This is a genomic window from Collinsella sp. HCP28S3_E12 (assembly GCF_052065595.1).
Lineage (GTDB): Bacteria > Actinomycetota > Coriobacteriia > Coriobacteriales > Coriobacteriaceae > Collinsella.
Window position 1 is genome coordinate 1 of sequence record NZ_JBQHTS010000029.1, and the last position, 17,239, is coordinate 17,239.

Consider the following 17,239-nt stretch of genomic DNA (forward strand, 5'->3'; position numbering starts at 1 on the left):
GGTTAAACTGAAGGGACTGACCCCGGAGGAGTTCCGGAGACAGTCCCTTGCGGCGTAGTTCTTATTTAAGCCGTCCAGGTTTTGGGGTGCAGTTCAATTTGGGACGGGGCTTTTTTAGCTGCCCCAGCTGATAACGCAAATGTTTGGCCGACTGGCGGCCAGGGCAGCTAAAAAAGCCCCGTCCCAAATTAGCTACCCTTGGAATCCGTTTTACTTGCGGACCAGTCTGGCGCAGAAGTGGCCATCGTAGGAGTCGGCGTTTGCGGGGACGCTCTGGAAAAGTCCACGGTCGTTCTGGCGTACCGATACGAGTTTCTTGGCCTGGGCGAACTCGGGGAGCTGCAAAATCTGGGCTTCAGAGAGCGGCGCCACGGAAAAGCCGGCGCCCTCGGGAGAGGCTAGGAAGGCATCCACGACCTGAGTGTTCTCCTCGTCGAAGACCGAGCAGGTGGCATAGATAAGCTCACCGCCGGCAGCCGCGCGCGCGGCTGCTTCCTTGAGCATCGTCAGCTGCAGGCGGGGCAACTCAGTCGTAACGTCGCCCTCGGCAAGACGCCAGGGAATCTCGGGATGACGGCGCATGGTGCCGGTGCCCGAGCACGGAGCATCGATAAACACCGTGTCGAACAGGGCAGGCTCGCCAAGCATCGCGTCAAAGGACGTGAGGACCTCATTGAGCTCGCAGGCATCGCCCGACACCGTGCGAACACCCGTAATACCCGCCTTATGCAGACGTGCGAGATTCTGGTCGCACTTGCGGTCGTGCAAATCGAGTGCGGTGTGCTGACGGTCGTAACCGGCACGCTTGGCCTGGCACATCATCACATAGGTCTTGGTGCCACGACCGGCGCCAATCTCTAGACAACGCCCGGGACGGGTCGCCGCGGTAGCGATGAGCTGGGCGTTAAGGTCCGAGGCCACGGCAGCTGCGCGCTCAAACACGCCCGACGCAACCGTGGCCTGCGCGTCGACCGGCGCATGGCAACCCGGGAACACGGGTGCCACAAGCTGCGAAATGTACGGATCGGGTTTGGTGGCAAAGGCATTCTCGTGCAAAGCCAGCGGCGCGGGCGCCAGATTGCCGGCAAAGCCGAGCGCGCCCTCGGGTGTATCGAACGACGCCATAATGCGAGCGCAAAGCCAGCGCGGCATGCCCATCAGGCGAGATAGGCGAACCAAACGACGCTCGGACTCATCGGCATCCGCCGCAGTGGCAAAGTCCTCGACGTTGTTCGCAACCTTATGCAGCACGGCGTTCGCCAGTCCGGAGGCAGACTTAGCACCGCTACGCACGAGCTCAACGCCCTGACTCACCGCAACACGACCCGGGGTATGCAGATAGAGCATCTCGAAGGCCGAGATACGAAGTGCCATGCGCACACGAGGCGCGACCTTTTTGGGCTTATCGAGAAACTGGTCGAGCAGCTCATCCAAAATGCCCTGGGTGGCTGCAACGCCCAGTGCCAAACGAGCGGCGAAAGCAGAATCGCGCTGGTCGATGGCCTTGGCCGAGGCGCGGGACGAAAGCACGTCACGCGCGTACATGCCGCGGCGATCGGCCTCCATCAAAACATCAAGCGCGAGCTTGCGCGCGGGGGAAAGCTTACTCATGACAAAACACCCCACGAAAGATCCGCACCCTGCAGACCGGCAGCCCAGGCAGAAGCAGCCATAGCACGCTTACCATCGGGCTTAACCTCGAGCAGTTCGACCGCGCCATCGGACAGGCCCAGGTAGACGCGCTTGGCCCGAACGGCGACGAGCCCCTCGCCAAGCGATACATCTGCCGGCGCGGCATCGAGCACGCGCACGGTCTTGCCGGCAATCACGCAGCGAGCGGGAGCGGTGTCGGAAGAGGCAAGCACATGACGCACGCAATCTAGCGCCCCCATCTGCGGATCCAGACGCATCTCCTGCTTGGAAATCTTGGCAGCATGCGTGACAAGGAACTCATCCTGCTCAGTCCAAACAGCCGAGCCATCGGCAAGCGAGGGAAGCGTATCGGCAAGCAACTTACCGCCCAGCTCACCAAGCTCCATCGTGAGTGCCTCGGCATGTTTACCGGCAACCGAGGTCGACACCTGCGCGCAATAAGCGCCCGTATCCACGCCATGCCCAATGCGCATAATGGAAACGCCGGCAACCTCGTCACCAGCAAGAATGGCACGCTGAATGGGAGCAGCGCCACGCCAACGGGGCAGCAGCGAAGCATGAACATTCACAATACCGAGCGGCGCCATATACAGCACCTCATCGGGCAAAATGCAGCCATAGGCAGCCACACAGAAAATATCGGCATCAGCAACCTTAAGCCGATCAATAACATCCGGCGTCATACGATTTGCCTCAACAACGGGCAGACCAAGCTCAAGCGCCTTGGCCTTAACAGGAGACGGCTCCAGCTTTTTACCACGCCCGCGAACAGCATCGGGACGCGTAATTACCAGCGTAATCTCATTCCCAGCCTCAACAAGCGAAGTAAGGGACGGCACCGCGAAATCGGGCGTACCCATAAACACAATACGCATAAAGAACGTCTCCCCTCAAACAAAACCGAGACGGCTACAAATAACAGCGAAAAGCCAAGTCGCCAGCCCATCCGCAATAACAATTCAACAAGAACAAATATACCCAAAACCAAAGAAAGAGCCGCAATAAAAGCAGCTCTTCCAACAAAGCAATTATCAGCGAAGACGCCCCTCCCTGGTCCGACGGCACCCGAGCGAAAAGGAGCACGAAAACGCAGTCCCCTTCCGCCGCAGGGCTTAGGTTGTTGCTCCACGCGCAGTTCCGCACGAGCCGAAGAGCACTTAATGTGCTCTTCGTGCGAGCAGGACTGTTTGAGCATGGAGCAAAACCTAAGCCCTGCGGCGGAAGGGGACGGTGGGACCTACTCCGTCTCGCCCGGTCGAGCGCCGCGGGCCAGGGCGTCCTGGTACTCCTTGACGGCCTTGATGCGCTGCATCGGCTTGAGTCGCTCGAACATGGTGTTGCCGTGCAGGTGATCGATCTCGTGCTGCAGGCACACGCAGAACAGGTCGCCCGAGGCCTCATAGCGAATCAGGTTGGCGTCCAGATCGTATGCCTCGACAACGACATGGTCGGGACGCTCGATCTCGCAGCTAATGCCAGGGATAGAAAGGCAGCCCTCGCTAAACGGCACCAGATGGTCGCTCTGCTCAACAATGACAGGGTTGATGAGCACGTACGGGTCATAGTCGTTCTTGTCGGTGTAGTCGCAGTCGATGGTGACGAGCTGGACGAGCTCGCCGATCTGCGGGGCAGCCAGACCGCAACCGCCGTTGTCGAACATCATCTTCTTCATCTTCTCGGCAAGCGCCTCGATCGCCGGGGTGATCTCCTCGATGACGGCGCACTCCTGGCGCAAACGAGGGTCGGGCGAAAGTACGATTCCGTTGGCTTCCATGGCCATCCTTTCGGGTTGTTACATCAAATCATAAGCGTCGACGTCAACACTCACGCTCACGCCGCGCACGGAGCCCACCTCTTTGAGGCAGGCGTCGATATCATCAGAGACATGGTACCCTACCGGCGACTTTACAAGCAGATGGAAGCGATAACGGTCTTTGGCTCTCTCGATTACACACGAAGCGGGGCCCAGCACCTGCGGCACGACACTTCCGGCCCGCAAAAAGTCAGGCGCGGCGGCATGCCAGCGGCGCTTGAGAAGCTTTGCGATGCGCCCAATGTAGTCCTGCGCATTATCACGATTCGCCGACCACACCAAAATGTTGGCCAGGCGCACGAACGGCGGATACAGGGCGTCTCGGCGCTGGTCCAGGTCGTAGTCGGTAAAGATCGAACGATCGTGCTCGGCAACGGCGCGAATGACCGGGTCCTCGGGCAGATACGTCTGGATGATAACCTCGCCGGGACGATCGCCGCGACCGGCGCGGCCGGCGACCTGTTCCAGCAAATCGTAGGCGCGCTCCCCCGCCCTAAAATCGGGCAGCTTTAGCGCAAAGTCGGCATTGACCACGCCCACAAGCGTGACCTCGGGAAAATCGAGGCCCTTGGCAATCATCTGGGTACCCAGCAGCACCGCGCAATCGGCGGCATCGAACTGCTCGAGTAGTTTTTTGTGCGCATCCTTGCCGCGTGTGGAATCGGCGTCCATACGAATGATGGCGACGTCGTCGGGCAGCATCTGGTGTAGGGCGTCCTCGATCTGCTGCGTACCCAGCCCCATTTTTGCCAGGTAGCGGCTGCCGCACTTGGGACAACGACTCGTGGGCGCCGGATAGGGCTGCACGCGCCAGGACGATCCGCAGGTGTGGCATTGCAGCGTGTGCGTGCGCTCGTGGTACGTGAGCGCGGTAGAACAGTGGTTGCAGGTGGGGACGCAGCCGCACTCACGGCACATCAAAAACGGCGCAAAACCGCGGCGGTTGTGCAGCAGTACGGCCTTCTCGCGGCGCTCGACCACACGCTCCAGGCCCTCCATCAGCGGTTTAGAGAACATGGAGCGGCTGCCGTGCGCGAACTCGCGGCGTAAGTCGGCAATGCGGACCGTGGGCAGCACGGCGTGTCCCGGGCGCTCGGGCATCTCGACACGCGTCCAGGTGGCACCGTTGTACATACCGCGGCGACAGCGGTCGAGGGCCTCGGCCGAGGGCGTGGCGGAGCCCAACACGAGCGGGCACCGATAGCGGCGCGCCATCTCGGCAGCCACCTCGCGCGCATGGTAGCGCGGGCTGGAGCCCTGCTTGTAGCTGGTCTCGTGCTCCTCGTCGATGATGATGAGGCCAAGATCGCTGAGCGAGCAAAAGAGCGCCGAGCGGGCGCCCACGACCACGCGCGCGGCACCGCTGGCAACCATATCCCACTGGTCCAGACGCTCGCCGGCCGAAAGTCGCGAGTGGAAGACCGCGACCGTCTCTCCAAAGCGCGAGCGAAAGCGGCCGACGGTCTGGGCCGTCAGCGAGATCTCGGGCACGAGCACGCAGGCCGAACGGCCGGCCGCCAGCACGCGCTCAATCGCCGAGAGGTAAACCTCGGTTTTGCCGGAACCGGTGACGCCATCGACAAGGACCACGTCGCCATGGGCATCAAGGCGGGCGCGTTCAATCTGCGCGAGCGCCTGCTGCTGGCCGTTGGTGAGAGAGACCGGCGCCTTGCCGCTTGCCGAGGACAACGTGGTCTGCTCGCTACACCCACGCCAGGCGCGGCGCTCCTCCACCACCACGACGCCGCGTTTTTCGAGCGCTTTAATAGTCGCCGACATGCTGTTGTAGAGCAGGTTGAGGTCGCGCGTCGTGACCGGGCCACATTGGAGTGCGTCGATGAGCTGACGCTGACGGACCGCAGTCTTGGGCGGCGTGTAGTCGAAACCCTCGGGCGTGAGCATGACCCAACGGTTTTGGATGGGTTTTACGGCGGGGCGCTCAACGGTCCACACGCCGTCATCGCCCTTCACGACACGCGGACTGCCGCCCGGAGGCAAGAACAGACGCAGGCACTCGGAAAGCGTCGCGACGTACTCGTGGCTCATCCAGCGCGCAATGCGTGCAGCCTCGGCGGTAAAGAGCGGCTTGCTGAGGATGGCCTCGATGGGCTTGATGCGCAAGGGGTCGAGGGCGTCGTTGCCTTGCAGGTCGCCCAGCTCGGGCGCGATATCGACGATATAGCCCGCGGCCGCACGGTTGCCAAAGTGGACCAGGACCGTGGACCCGATCTGGGCATCGTTGGCAAGGGACTGCGGGATGCCGTAGTCGAATGGCTCGGAGAGCGCACGGGTCGGGATGTCGAGAACCACGCTCGCGTAGGCGGAGACGGGTTCGGGTGCGAGCTCGGGCTGCGCCGGGGCGGCGCCAGGAACCGCGGACTTCGGAGCTTCATCCGGTTCCGGCGAACCAAACAGCGAAAGTTGCTCGGCCATGGTCTCTGTACCTCCCATCCCATACGTCTTTAGAAACAAGAGCCCCGCTCAGGTGAACGGGGCTCGGATACATGCGTTTGCGCAGCTGCTACAGCGCCATCGTACGGGCGCGGTCGATGCGCGCCAAGCAGTCGTCGCGGCCGACGAGCGCCATGGTCTCGCCCAGCGGGGGGCTCACCATGTTACCGCAGACGGCGACGCGCACAGCTTGGAACACCACGCGCTTCTTGAGGTCCATCTGCTCGGGCAGCGGCTCAAGCGCGGCGTCGATGTTGGCAGCAGTCCACTCATCCACGCCCTCGAGCGCGACCTTGGCGGCATCCAGAATGGCGCCCATGCCTTCCTTGGCCAAACCCTTGTTGACAGACTTCTCGTCATACTCGAGCGTCTCGGCCGTGGCAAAGATGGGAGCGGCGACGGTCACGGCGTCGGCCGGCATCTTGGTGCGCGGCTTGACGATGGCGGCAAGTGCGTCAATCCAGTCCTCGCCGTACTCGATGTTACCCTCGATCATACCGGCCTCGTGCAGCTCGGGGACCATGATCTCGTCGGCAAACTGGGCGTCGGACATGTTGTTGATGTACTCGGCATTGACCCAGTCGAGCTTTTTGGGGTCGAAGGTCGCGGGGTTCTTAGAAATGCGGTCGAGCGAGAACTTACTGGCCAGGACATCGCGCGGGATGATCGTGGTCTCGCCGTCGAGCGACCAGCCGAGCAGCGCCAGGTAGTTAACGAACGCGTCGGACAGGTAGCCGGCGTCGCGGTACTCCTCCACCGAGGTGGCGCCGTGGCGTTTGGAGAGCTTTTTGCCGTCTGCACCCAAGATCATGGAGATGTGGGCGAACGTAGGAACGGGCGCGCCGAGGGCCTCGTAAACCATGACCTGGCGCGGGGTGTTGGACAGATGGTCGTCGCCGCGGATGACATGGGTGATCTTCATCATGGCGTCGTCGACGACGGTCGCGAAGTTATACGTGGGCGTGCCATCGGAGCGGAAGATGACGAAGTCGTCGAGCTCCTTGGCGTCGAAGGTCACCTCGCCGTGGACGGCGTCGTGGATGACGACATCGCCGCGGTCCTCGGGCACCTTGATGCGAAGGACGTAGGGCTCGCCGGCCTCGATGCGGCGGCGTGCCTCCTCGGAATCGAGATCACGACAGCGGCGCTGATAGCCCTGGAAGGGGTCTTTACGCTCCTGGGCGGCCTTACGGTCGGCCTCGAGCTGCTCCTTGGTGCAGAAGCAGGGATAGGCCTTGCCCTCGTCCCAGAGCTTCTGGGCGGCCTGCTTGTACAGGTCCAGGCGCTCGGTCTGGGCATAGGGGCCAAAGTTACCGCCAACCTCGGGGCCCTCGTCCCAGTCCAAGCCCAGCCAACGCATAGCGCGCAGAATGATCTGCGTGTTCTCGTCGGTAGAGCGGGTGGGATCGGTGTCGTCGATGCGCAGGATGAACGTGCCGCCGTTTGCGCGGGCAAAAGCCCAGTTATAGATAGCGGTGCGGGCGCCGCCGATGTGCAGCTTGCCCGTCGGTGAGGGTGCAAAGCGGACGCGAACGTCTGATGCCATGGAAATCTCCTCGATTGCAGGATGGATGTCTAACCGTACCAGTATAAAGCAACAATGCCCACCTCCGCACAAAGGGCACCGACCCAGTCATCGAACCCGGGTAGCTAATTTGGGACGGGGCTTTTTTAGCTGCCCCGGCAGGCTATCGGCTAAACCAGCAAACAATCAGCCGGGGTAGCTAAAAAAGCCCCGTCCCAAATTAGCTACCTCATGAGTAGGTGCGGAAAGGGTGTGAATGTTGGATTTACGCGCTATGATGTGCCCCTGCATACAGAGCCCAGCGGAATGGTAACGGTCGCTGGGACACGTTATTCGAAAGGACAATCATGTCAGAAGAGCTTCGTTCCATCCCGCCCCAGCAGGGGTCTTTTGTGTTTACGTCGGAGTCGGTGACCGAAGGCCATCCCGATAAGATCGCCGACCAGATCAGCGATGCCGTCCTCGACGCAATCCTCGCCAAAGAAATAGAGCTGCAGGAGCAGGGCTATATTGCGCCCAACGGCGTGCCCGCCAATGTGGAAAACGTCCGCTGCGCCTGCGAGACCCTCGTGACCACCGGCACCGTCATCGTCGCCGGAGAGATTCGCACCCAGGCATACGTCGACGTGCAGGAAATCGCCCGTGGCGTCATCCGCCGCATCGGCTACAACCGCGCCAAGTTTGGCTTTGACTGCGATACCTGCGGCGTCATGAGCCTCATCCACGAGCAGTCCCCCGATATCGCCCAGGGCGTCGACGAGTCATTTGAGACCCAGACCGGCGCCACCACCGACCCGATCGACCTGATCGGTGCCGGCGACCAGGGCATGATGTTTGGCTATGCCTCCAACGAGACCAAGACCCTCATGCCCATGCCGCACTACCTGGCAAGCCGCCTGGCGGAACGCCTGTCCGCCGTGCGCCACGACGGCACCCTGCCCTATCTGCGCCCCGACGGCAAGACCCAGGTCACCGTGCGCTACGAGGACGGAAAGCCCGTGGAGGTCACAACCATCGTCATCTCCACGCAGCACGCTGCCGAAGTTGAGGACATGGGCAAGATCAAGGCCGACCTCATCGAGCATGTCATCGCACCCGTCATGGATGCCGAGAACATGCCGTGGGATGGCGCCGATATCTATGTGAACCCCACCGGACGCTTTGTCGTGGGCGGCCCCATGGGCGACACGGGCCTGACCGGCCGCAAGATCATCGTCGACACCTACGGCGGCTACGGCCGTCACGGCGGCGGCGCCTTTAGCGGCAAGGACTGCACCAAGGTCGACCGCTCTGCCGCGTACGCCGCTCGCTGGGTCGCCAAGAACGTAGTCGCCGCCGGCCTGGCCGATCGCTGCGAGGTCGAGCTGGCCTACGCCATCGGCGTGTCCAAGCCGCTGTCGATCATGGTCGACACTTTTGGCACCGCGCATATTGCCGAGGACAAGATCGTCGAGGCCGTGGAGAAGACCTTTGACCTGCGCCCGGGCGCAATCATCCGCGACCTGGACCTGCGTCGCCCCATCTATGAAAAGACGGCAGCCTACGGTCACTTTGGCCGCGAAGACGCCGACTTTACCTGGGAGAAAACGGACCGCATCGACGAACTCAAAGCAGCCTGCGGCCTGTAAGCTAACGAGAAAAGCCACAGCCAAATAAAAACGCACCAAAAAGAGGTACCGGAACAACCGGTACCTCTTTTTTTTATTTGAACGGTGGTGAAGATGTATCGACATCGGACACCGAATAGGTCACCAACCGATGAATTTTGAAGCACGCGCGCCTCTACCATGTATCCTAAGTTCCGAGGACTTTAGTATTTGGTCGATCGCGAGTTCCGCACGAGCCGGAGAGCACTTAATGTGCTCTCCGTGCGAGCAGGACTGTCCGAGCAAGCGACCAAATACTAAAGCCCTCGGAACGGCGGGACAGCGTGTGCCCCGCCCCTCGGGACGACAGGATAGAAAAGGAGCAGCCATGGCAGGCAAGCCGCAAACACTAGCTACGACCTCGGCATTCGAGATCTTGGGCCCCATCATGGTCGGCCCCAGCTCGTCGCACACCGCCGGCGCCCTGCGTTGTGCCCAGGTTGCTGCCAGCCTGCTGGAAGGCCGAATCACCAAGGTCACCTTTGGCCTGTGGAACTCCTTTGCCCACACCTACCGCGGCCATGGCACCGACCGCGCACTCGTCGCGGGCATCTTGGGCCTCGACACCGACGACGAAAACATCAAGCAGGCCTTTGACCTCGCGCGCGAGCGGGGCCTCAGCTATCACTTTGACATTAAGGGCGACGACGCCTCCATCCATCCCAACACCGTCGACATCGACATGGTCGATGACACGGGCGCCACGGCGCAGGTCCGCGGCGAGAGCCTTGGCGGCGGCAAGATGCGCATCAGCCGCATCAACGGCGTCGGCGTCGATATCTCGGGCATGTATTCCACCCTGTTTGTGGCGCACCAGGACGTCCCCGGCGTTCTCGCCGCGCTCACGAACCAGCTCGCCTACGCACACGTAAACATTGCCTTCTGCCGCACCTACCGCACCGAGGTAGGCGGCCAAGCTTATTCCGTATTTGAGACCGACGGCACCCCCGATGATATCGTCGTTCCTATGCTACGCATGCTCGACCATGTCGATTACGCCACCTTCATTGAGCTTCCCGGCTCGGCCTCATCGCTCTCCCCCGGAGTTTCCGCCAAGGAAATCTTCGACGATGGCGAACAGCTCCTCGACGCCTGCGCCGAACTGGGCCTCAACATTGGCGCCGTCATGGCCGTACGCGAAGCCCGCCTGACCGGCGAGCAGCACGCCGTCGCCGCCATGCGCCGCGTACTTGAGGTCATGCGCGAGGAGACAACGGCGCCCATCGCCGCACCGCAGCGCTCGCTCGGCGGGCTTATCGGCGGCGAGGCAAAACTCGTCGACGCCACACGCCGCAACGATCTGAGCACAAACCTGATGGGCGCCGTCCAAACCGAAGCCGTAGCCCGCGCCATGGCTGTGCTTGAGCGCTCTGCCACCATGGGCGTCATCGTCGCCGCCCCCACGGCCGGCTCTGCGGGCGTCGTGCCCGGCTGCGTGTTGGCGCTCGCCGACCATCTACAGCTCGATGACGAACAGGTCATGGACGCACTCTACTGCTCTGCCGCGATTGGTCTCAACCTCACCACAAGTGCCTGCGTCGCCGGTGCCGAAGGCGGATGTCAGGCTGAGGTGGGCAGCGCCGCCGCCATGGCCGCTGCCGCGCTAGTCCAGATGCTGGGCGGCACACCCGAGCAGGCACTCGACGCTAGCTCTATCGCACTGAGCAATCTGCTTGGTCTTGTATGCGATCCCGTGGGCGGCCTTGTCGAAGTGCCATGCCAAAACCGTAACGCGATCGGCGTGGCGGCCGCATTTAGCTCGGCGCAGCTCGCCCTTGCCGGCATTAAGAGCCTGGTGCCGTTTGACCAGATGGCACACGTCATGCTCTCGGTGGGCCACGCGTTGCCGGCTACGCTACGAGAGACGGCCAAGGGCGGCATCGCACAAGCTCCCGCAGCACTTTCGGCTTGCGCTAAATGCGGCGTGTGCGGATAAAGAGCAGTCCAAAACAAGAGGTGGGACAAATGTCCAACCTCTTGCCAATGCCACCGTTTCAATACCACAAACAACTAGGTAATCGCTATAATGCAAGCCCAGTAAAAACACGATGAGCCGCAAGGCGAAATTCGAAGGATATGCATACGATGTCGCAAAACGACCGCACCCAACTGATTCCCGATCCTAAACAGCCTTCTAGGCCTACCGACGGCGTCCAGTCGCCGCGCCCCATTACACCAACGCGTAGCACAAAGCATGGTTCGGGAAACACCTCACAGCGCCAGAACCCTCATGCGTATCAGCAGCGTCAGAGCAATAAAGCGACTAAGCACGCGCCTTCACACACGCAAAACCATCACAAGGGCCCCCGTGGGTCAGAGAACCACGCCAACGGGAAAAAATCCGGGGCCAAAATGACCCTTTTCGTTGCTCTGGGCCTCATTGTTGTCGTTTACATTGTTGGCGTTGTCGCATTTTCGCAGGTAGCCTACCCCAACACCACCATTGCCGGCGTCGACGTCTCGTTCTCCAACGCTTCGTCTGCTGCCACCAAGGTCAACTCGGCATGGAAGCACTATAAGCTCACGGTGACAGGCGATGACTTTAACTGGAGCTATCAGCCCGAGTCCGATGAACCCATCGTCGACGGCGAAGCTGCCGCAAAAGAAATCATCAGCCGCAACGAAGCCTTTATATGGCCGGTCCGCCTTGTGGAATCCTTAAGCGGCAAGACCAAAACAACCGCTACCTCCAACGAAGTCGATCTTGAACAAGACGTCGACCTGTCCATGCTCTCTGACACCTTTGACCAAAAGAAGTTTGAGGAGGATCTGGGCGCCGCAATTGACGAGTTTAACGAGGGCCGTTCGGGTACGTTCGAGGCCAATAGCTCCTATGACGAGCAAGCCGGCAAGTTTACCGTCGAGAAGGCGCGCTCCAACGAAAAACTCAACCGCGAGCATGTCATTAAGTATGCCGAGCTCGAGCTTGCCTCGCTGGCCGAGACCGTAGATCTTTCCAAGCTCGGCAACGATGCCTATGAGCCGCTCAATGAAACGCTGACCAATGATCAGATTCAGGCCGCATGCGATGCCGCCAACAACTTCTTGGGCGTCAACGTGACCCTCAAGCTCAACGGCGAGGATGCCGGCAAGGTCGACGGCAGCTCCGTGTTGCAGTGGATCAGCTTTGCCGATCCGGCCAACCCCACACTCGATACGTCGCAGATCGGTAGCTGGGCAGCCGAGCTCGCCAACGGCTTTAATACTGTGGGCACCACCCGCTGGTGGACGCGTGCCGACGGCAAAGAATGTGCCGTCGAGGGCGGTGACTTTGGCTGGTCCGTCGATAGCGACGCGCTCGCCAAGCAGGTCGAGGACGCCATTAACAACAAGCAGACCGGCGAAATCGAGATTAAGTACTCCCAGAAGGCCGACACCTATACCGCAAAGGGAGAGCCCGACTGGAAGGCGTATATCGACGTCGACCTGTCCGAGCAGCACGCGCGCTACTATGACGAGAACGGTAATATCGTTTGGGAGGCCAACTTTATCTCGGGCAAACCGGGAGAGGATGCCACCCCCGAGGGCGTTTGGCAGATCAATAGCAATGACGGCGCAAGCAAGCTCATCGGTGCCAAAGACCCAAAGACCGGAAAACCAAAATACGAAAGCCCCGTGTCATATTGGATGCCGTTTGAAGGCAACATGGTTGGTTTCCATGATGCAACATGGCAAAACGATCAGAGCTTTGACGACCCAAATTCGTACAAATGGTGCGGCAGCCACGGTTGCATCAACTTGCGTCTGGCCGATGCCAAGGCACTCCACGATTGCATCAACGTAGGCCTATGCGTGGTCGTGCACTCGTAGGGAAACACGCCTTCGCACAACGGGGAACTGACGCTCCAATCTAACAGTTCCGAAAGAATCCGCCATATGCGCCCGCTTCTCGCGACGGGCGCATATACTTATCGAAGAACTTTCTATAAAGGAGACGCCATGTCGAATGTCCCCACCATCACCCCGGGACCGAATGATACCGAGCGAGCGCCCGAGGGTGCCACCGAAACGCTTCCCCTCATAACAAACATGCGCGCCACACAGCAAAACGGCAGCACAAGCGATGCAACCGAGATTTCTGACGAAGAGGCCTACGCCAAGCTCAAGGCGAAGCGTGCCGAGCGTCGGCGCAAAAAGCTCATCCGACGCGGCATTGCGGCCGGCGTCGTGGCCGCCATTGTGCTCATCGCCGTTGTCGTAACCTTCGTCATTAACGCACGGCCCGCAGGTACCAACGGGCCGGTGACCGACATGGTCACCGAGGGTACATTTACGACCACCGTCGAGGCTAAAGGCCAGCTCAAGCCTATCTCGGCTTCGGTGGTCTCCCCTTCTGTCGACGGCACGGTGGCATCGATCAACGTATCAGCCGGCCAGTCCGTTAACGAGGGCGATGTGCTCATGACCATTAAAAATGACGAGCTCGATCGCAACGTTGCCGAGGCGCAGCGCGCGGTGGCGGCGGCACAGGAAGACCTCGCCAACGCGCAGAAAGCGGTAGCTGCCGCCCAAGCCGCTCCGGCGACTGACACAGATGCGGCAGGCGCAAGTGGCGCCAGCGGTAGCACCGGCACGAGTGCCGACACGAGCGCCATCTCGAGCGCCCAACGTAACCTGGCCTCGGCCCAGGCGACCCTGGACCAGGCCAACGCCAAAGCCGCCGAGCGCACTGTGACCGCGCCCAGCTCGGGCAGCATCGTCGAGCTCAACGCCAAGGTCGGCGCCACGGTGACGGGCGGCATGATTATGGGCGAAGGCGATACGACCGGCGGCAAGCAGTGCATGCAGATCGCTGACCTCTCCAAGATGAAGGTCACCGTTCAGGTGGGCGAAAAGGATATCGCCAAGATCGCAGTGGGCCAGAGCGCCAACGTTACCTATCCGGCCTTTCCCGATATCGTGAGCCAGGGAACGGTCACGACAATCGCTTCGGTGGCAAACTCCGACTCCACCTACGGTGGCGGCGGTAGCGTGACCTATAACGTCGATATTTTGATTGACGCGCCCGACGCGCGCCTCAAGCCGGGCATGACCGCCGAGGTCTCGGTGGTAACCGAGCAGCTCGACGATGTGGTGATGGTGCCGACCATGGCGCTCATGACCGAGGATGGCGAGCACTATTACGTCAACGTGGCAACCGACGGTGAAGGCAAGGAGATGCGCCGCGTGAAGGTGACCATTGTGACGCAAAACGAAAACGACGCCGTGGTCGGCAAGACGCAGGTCAAGCGCGACGACCAGGGCAATGAGATCAACGCAGACGTACCGGTTACCAAGCTGCGCGACGGCGACACCCTCATCGTGGACACCGGCGCAGGCATGACGGCCGACGGCGACGACTCTGGCAGCATGTCTGCCGACGAGGGCTTGTAATGCGTCCCGTCATCAACATCCGCAACGTGCATCGCATTTTTGAGAGCGAGGCCGGCTGCGCCCATATCCTGCATAACGTGAGCCTGGCAGTGAATCCCGGCGAATTCGTGGCCATTACCGGCCCTTCTGGCTCGGGCAAGTCAACGCTCATGAACATCCTGGGCTGCCTGGACAAGCCAACGGCAGGCGATTATTACCTGCAGGGCCTCAACGTGGCGGAGCTCGACGATGACGAGCTCACCGAAGTCCGCGCCCTGAGCATCGGCTTTGTCTTTCAGAGCTTTAACCTGCTGCCGCGCCTATCGGTCATCGAAAACGTCATGCTGCCGCTGTCGTACACCAACGTGCCGCGGGCTCAGCGTGAGATGCGCGCCGTTCATGCGCTGCAAGCCGTCACGCTGCCGGTCGACCACTGGGACCACCGCATCTCCGAGCTCTCAGGCGGACAGATGCAGAGGGTTGCCATCGCGCGCGCCCTCGTCAACGACCCGCCCATCATCCTGGCGGACGAGCCGACGGGAAACCTGGACTCCGCCACCGGATCGCTCGTGATGGAGACCTTCCACAAACTCCAGGAACGTGGCAAGACCATTGTGCTCATCACGCATGATCCCGGTATCGCCGCCGAGGCCGACCGTGCCGTAACCATTCGCGACGGCCGAATCCACGACGGCGCGTACATCGCGCACGCACCGCAGACCCTGCACGGCGCCATTGATAACCTGCCCATGATTTCCGCACACGCCAATCCGACGAAAGGAGTGAAGGCATGAGCACGTGCGACCTTATCCAAGAAGCCCTTCACTCCCTCGAGGCCAACAAGGGACGCAGCCTACTCACCATCCTGGGCATTGTTATTGGCATCGCCTCCGTCATTGCCATGACCTCGCTTATCGGCGGTATCCAAAACAGCCTGGTCAACAGCCTGGGCCTCAACGCCGCGCGTATGGTGCAGATTTATTCGTCGCAAGAGCTCACCGAGTCGGACGTTGAGAAGCTTCGCAAGATGGTGCCGCAGATCGAGCAGATCGGTATCGTGGACAGTGCCTATACCGAGTACAAGGCCGGTGACAAAAGCTATAACGTCATGGCGCAGGGCGTCGATAGCGACATGCTCGACGCAGTGGGAGCCAGCAAGCTCGTCGCGGGGCGCACCTATACCCAGGCTGAGTCCCAATCTGGCGCACGCGTGGCGCTCATCAGCCGCGGCGGCGCGGACCAGCTGTACGGCAACGAACAGGACGCGCTCGGCAAGACCATCAAGGTGTCGAACGGCGAGGTGCAGATTATCGGCGTTATCGACGGCGGCAGCGACTCCATGGGCTCACTCACGCTCTACATGCCGCGCGAGACCATCTCGGGCCTCTTTGGCGACGAGAACCCGTCTTTTCCCAGCGTAACGGCGCTCGCCGCCGAGGGTACGGACATGGATGAGCTGTGCAAGATGATTGAATCCAAGGTGCGCAGCATGAAGGACATCGCGGATGACGACGAATATGACAGCGTGTCGGCGACCTCAATGAAAAGCGCCATCGACGCCCTCAACTCCTTTATGGGCGCGTTTTCGCTCATCATGGGCGCCGTTGCCAGCATTTCGCTGCTCGTGGGCGGTATCGGCATCATGAACATGATGCTCACCAATGTGACCGAACGCATCCGCGAGATCGGTATTCGTCGAGCCTTGGGTGCCAGCCGTCGCGATATCACCGCACAGTTTTTGGCCGAGTCTTCGGCGCTGTGCATCACCGGCGGTCTGCTAGGTGTCCTGATTGGCTACCTGCTTGCCTGGGGCCTAGCGATGTTCGCCTCGGGTTCCGGCGTGCTTGGCGAACTCGGTGCCAGCGGTACCATAACGCCGAGTTTTTCGATCGCCACGGTGCTGCTGGCCTTTGCGGTCTCCGTCGGCATCGGCGTAATCTTTGGCTTCTACCCCGCCCGCCGGGCCGCAAAACTCGACCCCGTGGAGTGCCTGCGCTACCAGTAATGCAATCCCCCCCCTGAGTTGCGGTGAAATAGGGAGTGTTTTAGCCGTTAAAAGGCCTATTCAGTCCTTATTTCACCGCAACTCGGAGGGGATAAGGCGGTAGTGTCGAGAAAGTTGGTGTAGCGCCCGATCCGAAGCGAGTCGGCCCGGCGTCCCAGAATCTGGAATACGGTTGATATCCTATGCCGCCTCGACCCTGTCCGCAAGCTCGAGGCCGGACTCGAGCATCTTCCTGGCCTCCGCCTCCAGCCGCGCCCACTCGACGGGACCGTCGATCCCCCGGGTGCGACCGTCGTCGTAGAGCTCGTTCATCCTCGCCTCCGAGAAGTACCTGGACTCCTGCCATATCTCGTCCTGCTCGCACATGACCGCGCCCGCGAGCCGCACCAGCGAGCCCGTGGAGGGGAACACCTGCACGACGCGCGACCTGCGCTTTATCTCCCGGTTGGTCCTCTCCTGCACGTTGTTGGTGCGCAGGCGCTTCCAGTGGGTCGGCGGGAAGTCGAGGTAGGCCGGCGCGTCGGGCTCGGCCTCCTCCAGCACCGCCGCCGCCCTGGGGCAGCACCCCGCCAGCATGTCGCACGCCGCGTGGTACATGGCCGTCACGGTGGCGGCGTCGCGCCCGCGGAACACCTGCGACACGATCCTGCCCACGCGGCGCCTGAGCTGCCAGGAGCCGGCCTCTGTTAGCGTCAATCTATTTTTCACCAGTTTCGCTAAACAGGCGCGCCGTTCGCGCAAAGGCGGTTTCACCGGTTGCGCTAACGTATTTTCACCGATTCCGGTCACGGCTT

At 61.4% G+C, this 17,239-nt stretch carries 12 protein-coding genes; 6 read left to right on the top strand and 6 right to left on the bottom strand.

The features are described 5' to 3' along the window. Positions 1–210: 210 nt before the first annotated feature. The 5 genes from ACTNBY_RS08950 to gltX all read right to left on the bottom strand — a co-directional run bounded on the left by ACTNBY_RS08950 (position 211) and on the right by gltX (position 7,463). A complete protein-coding gene (locus tag ACTNBY_RS08950) occupies positions 211–1,611 on the bottom strand; it encodes an RsmB/NOP family class I SAM-dependent RNA methyltransferase (protein ID WP_441064212.1) in 1,401 nt (466 codons plus the stop codon). Beyond that, entirely contained in the window at positions 1,608–2,528 is a 921-nt protein-coding gene (gene fmt / locus ACTNBY_RS08955; RefSeq protein WP_441064214.1) for a methionyl-tRNA formyltransferase, read from the bottom strand. Before fmt ends, ACTNBY_RS08950 begins: the two co-directional genes overlap by 4 nt. Positions 2,529–2,890: 362 nt before the next feature. Continuing rightward, positions 2,891–3,427 carry a peptide deformylase gene (gene def / locus ACTNBY_RS08960; RefSeq protein WP_427747380.1) on the bottom strand — a complete coding sequence of 179 codons (537 nt, stop codon included), beginning with the start codon at positions 3,425–3,427 and terminating at the stop codon, positions 2,891–2,893. Positions 3,428–3,445: 18 nt separating this feature from the next. Further along, positions 3,446–5,917 carry a replication restart helicase PriA gene (gene priA / locus ACTNBY_RS08965; RefSeq protein ID WP_441064215.1) on the bottom strand — a complete coding sequence of 824 codons (2,472 nt, stop codon included), beginning with the start codon at positions 5,915–5,917 and terminating at the stop codon, positions 3,446–3,448. Positions 5,918–5,987: 70 nt separating this feature from the next. After that, a complete protein-coding gene (gene gltX, locus ACTNBY_RS08970; protein WP_441064216.1) occupies positions 5,988–7,463 on the bottom strand; it encodes a glutamate--tRNA ligase in 1,476 nt (491 codons plus the stop codon). Positions 7,464–7,789: 326 nt separating this feature from the next. Here gltX and metK point away from each other — a divergent pair, with 326 nt between their 5' ends. From metK to ACTNBY_RS09000, 6 genes are all read left to right on the top strand, one after another. Beyond that, positions 7,790–9,070, top strand: a complete 1,281-nt coding sequence (gene metK / locus ACTNBY_RS08975) for a methionine adenosyltransferase (protein ID WP_427728191.1) — start codon at positions 7,790–7,792, stop codon at positions 9,068–9,070. A 346-nt stretch (positions 9,071–9,416) separates the two neighbouring features. Beyond that, positions 9,417–11,024 (top strand): L-serine ammonia-lyase, iron-sulfur-dependent, subunit alpha, encoded by a 1,608-nt coding sequence (gene sdaAA, locus ACTNBY_RS08980; protein WP_427717365.1) that lies wholly within the window; start codon positions 9,417–9,419, stop codon positions 11,022–11,024. Between the two features lie 416 nt (positions 11,025–11,440). Then, positions 11,441–12,898 carry a L,D-transpeptidase gene (locus ACTNBY_RS08985; protein WP_441064218.1) on the top strand — a complete coding sequence of 486 codons (1,458 nt, stop codon included), beginning with the start codon at positions 11,441–11,443 and terminating at the stop codon, positions 12,896–12,898. A gap of 129 nt (positions 12,899–13,027) precedes the next feature. After that, positions 13,028–14,461 (top strand): efflux RND transporter periplasmic adaptor subunit, encoded by a 1,434-nt coding sequence (locus ACTNBY_RS08990; RefSeq protein WP_441064220.1) that lies wholly within the window; start codon positions 13,028–13,030, stop codon positions 14,459–14,461. Continuing rightward, positions 14,461–15,234: an ABC transporter ATP-binding protein gene (locus ACTNBY_RS08995; RefSeq protein ID WP_441064221.1), complete on the top strand. Its 774-nt coding sequence runs from the start codon at positions 14,461–14,463 to the stop codon at positions 15,232–15,234. The genes ACTNBY_RS08990 and ACTNBY_RS08995 overlap by 1 nt, the downstream gene beginning before the upstream one ends. Then, positions 15,231–16,445: an ABC transporter permease gene (locus tag ACTNBY_RS09000; RefSeq protein WP_441017388.1), complete on the top strand. Its 1,215-nt coding sequence runs from the start codon at positions 15,231–15,233 to the stop codon at positions 16,443–16,445. Before ACTNBY_RS08995 ends, ACTNBY_RS09000 begins: the two co-directional genes overlap by 4 nt. A 180-nt stretch (positions 16,446–16,625) precedes the next feature. On the opposite strand, the gene ACTNBY_RS09005 is transcribed toward ACTNBY_RS09000, so the two are convergent. After that, a partial coding sequence (locus ACTNBY_RS09005) for a transposase (protein ID WP_441064222.1) occupies positions 16,626–17,239 on the bottom strand: 614 nt, incomplete at its 5' end.

Excerpts from the sequence above, each read along its gene's own strand:
- gltX (WP_441064216.1), bottom strand. The coding sequence starts at position 7,463 with ATGGCATCAGACGTTCGCGTCCGCTTTGCACCCTCACCGACGGGCAAG.
- ACTNBY_RS08990 (WP_441064220.1), top strand. The coding sequence starts at position 13,028 with ATGTCGAATGTCCCCACCATCACCCCGGGACCGAATGATACCGAGCGA.
- def (WP_427747380.1), bottom strand. The coding sequence starts at position 3,427 with ATGGAAGCCAACGGAATCGTACTTTCGCCCGACCCTCGTTTGCGCCAG.
- priA (WP_441064215.1), bottom strand. The coding sequence starts at position 5,917 with ATGGGAGGTACAGAGACCATGGCCGAGCAACTTTCGCTGTTTGGTTCG.
- fmt (WP_441064214.1), bottom strand. The coding sequence starts at position 2,528 with ATGCGTATTGTGTTTATGGGTACGCCCGATTTCGCGGTGCCGTCCCTT.
- ACTNBY_RS08995 (WP_441064221.1), top strand. The coding sequence starts at position 14,461 with ATGCGTCCCGTCATCAACATCCGCAACGTGCATCGCATTTTTGAGAGC.
- ACTNBY_RS08950 (WP_441064212.1), bottom strand. The coding sequence starts at position 1,611 with ATGAGTAAGCTTTCCCCCGCGCGCAAGCTCGCGCTTGATGTTTTGATG.
- sdaAA (WP_427717365.1), top strand. The coding sequence starts at position 9,417 with ATGGCAGGCAAGCCGCAAACACTAGCTACGACCTCGGCATTCGAGATC.
- ACTNBY_RS09000 (WP_441017388.1), top strand. The coding sequence starts at position 15,231 with ATGAGCACGTGCGACCTTATCCAAGAAGCCCTTCACTCCCTCGAGGCC.
- ACTNBY_RS08985 (WP_441064218.1), top strand. The coding sequence starts at position 11,441 with ATGACCCTTTTCGTTGCTCTGGGCCTCATTGTTGTCGTTTACATTGTT.
- metK (WP_427728191.1), top strand. The coding sequence starts at position 7,790 with ATGTCAGAAGAGCTTCGTTCCATCCCGCCCCAGCAGGGGTCTTTTGTG.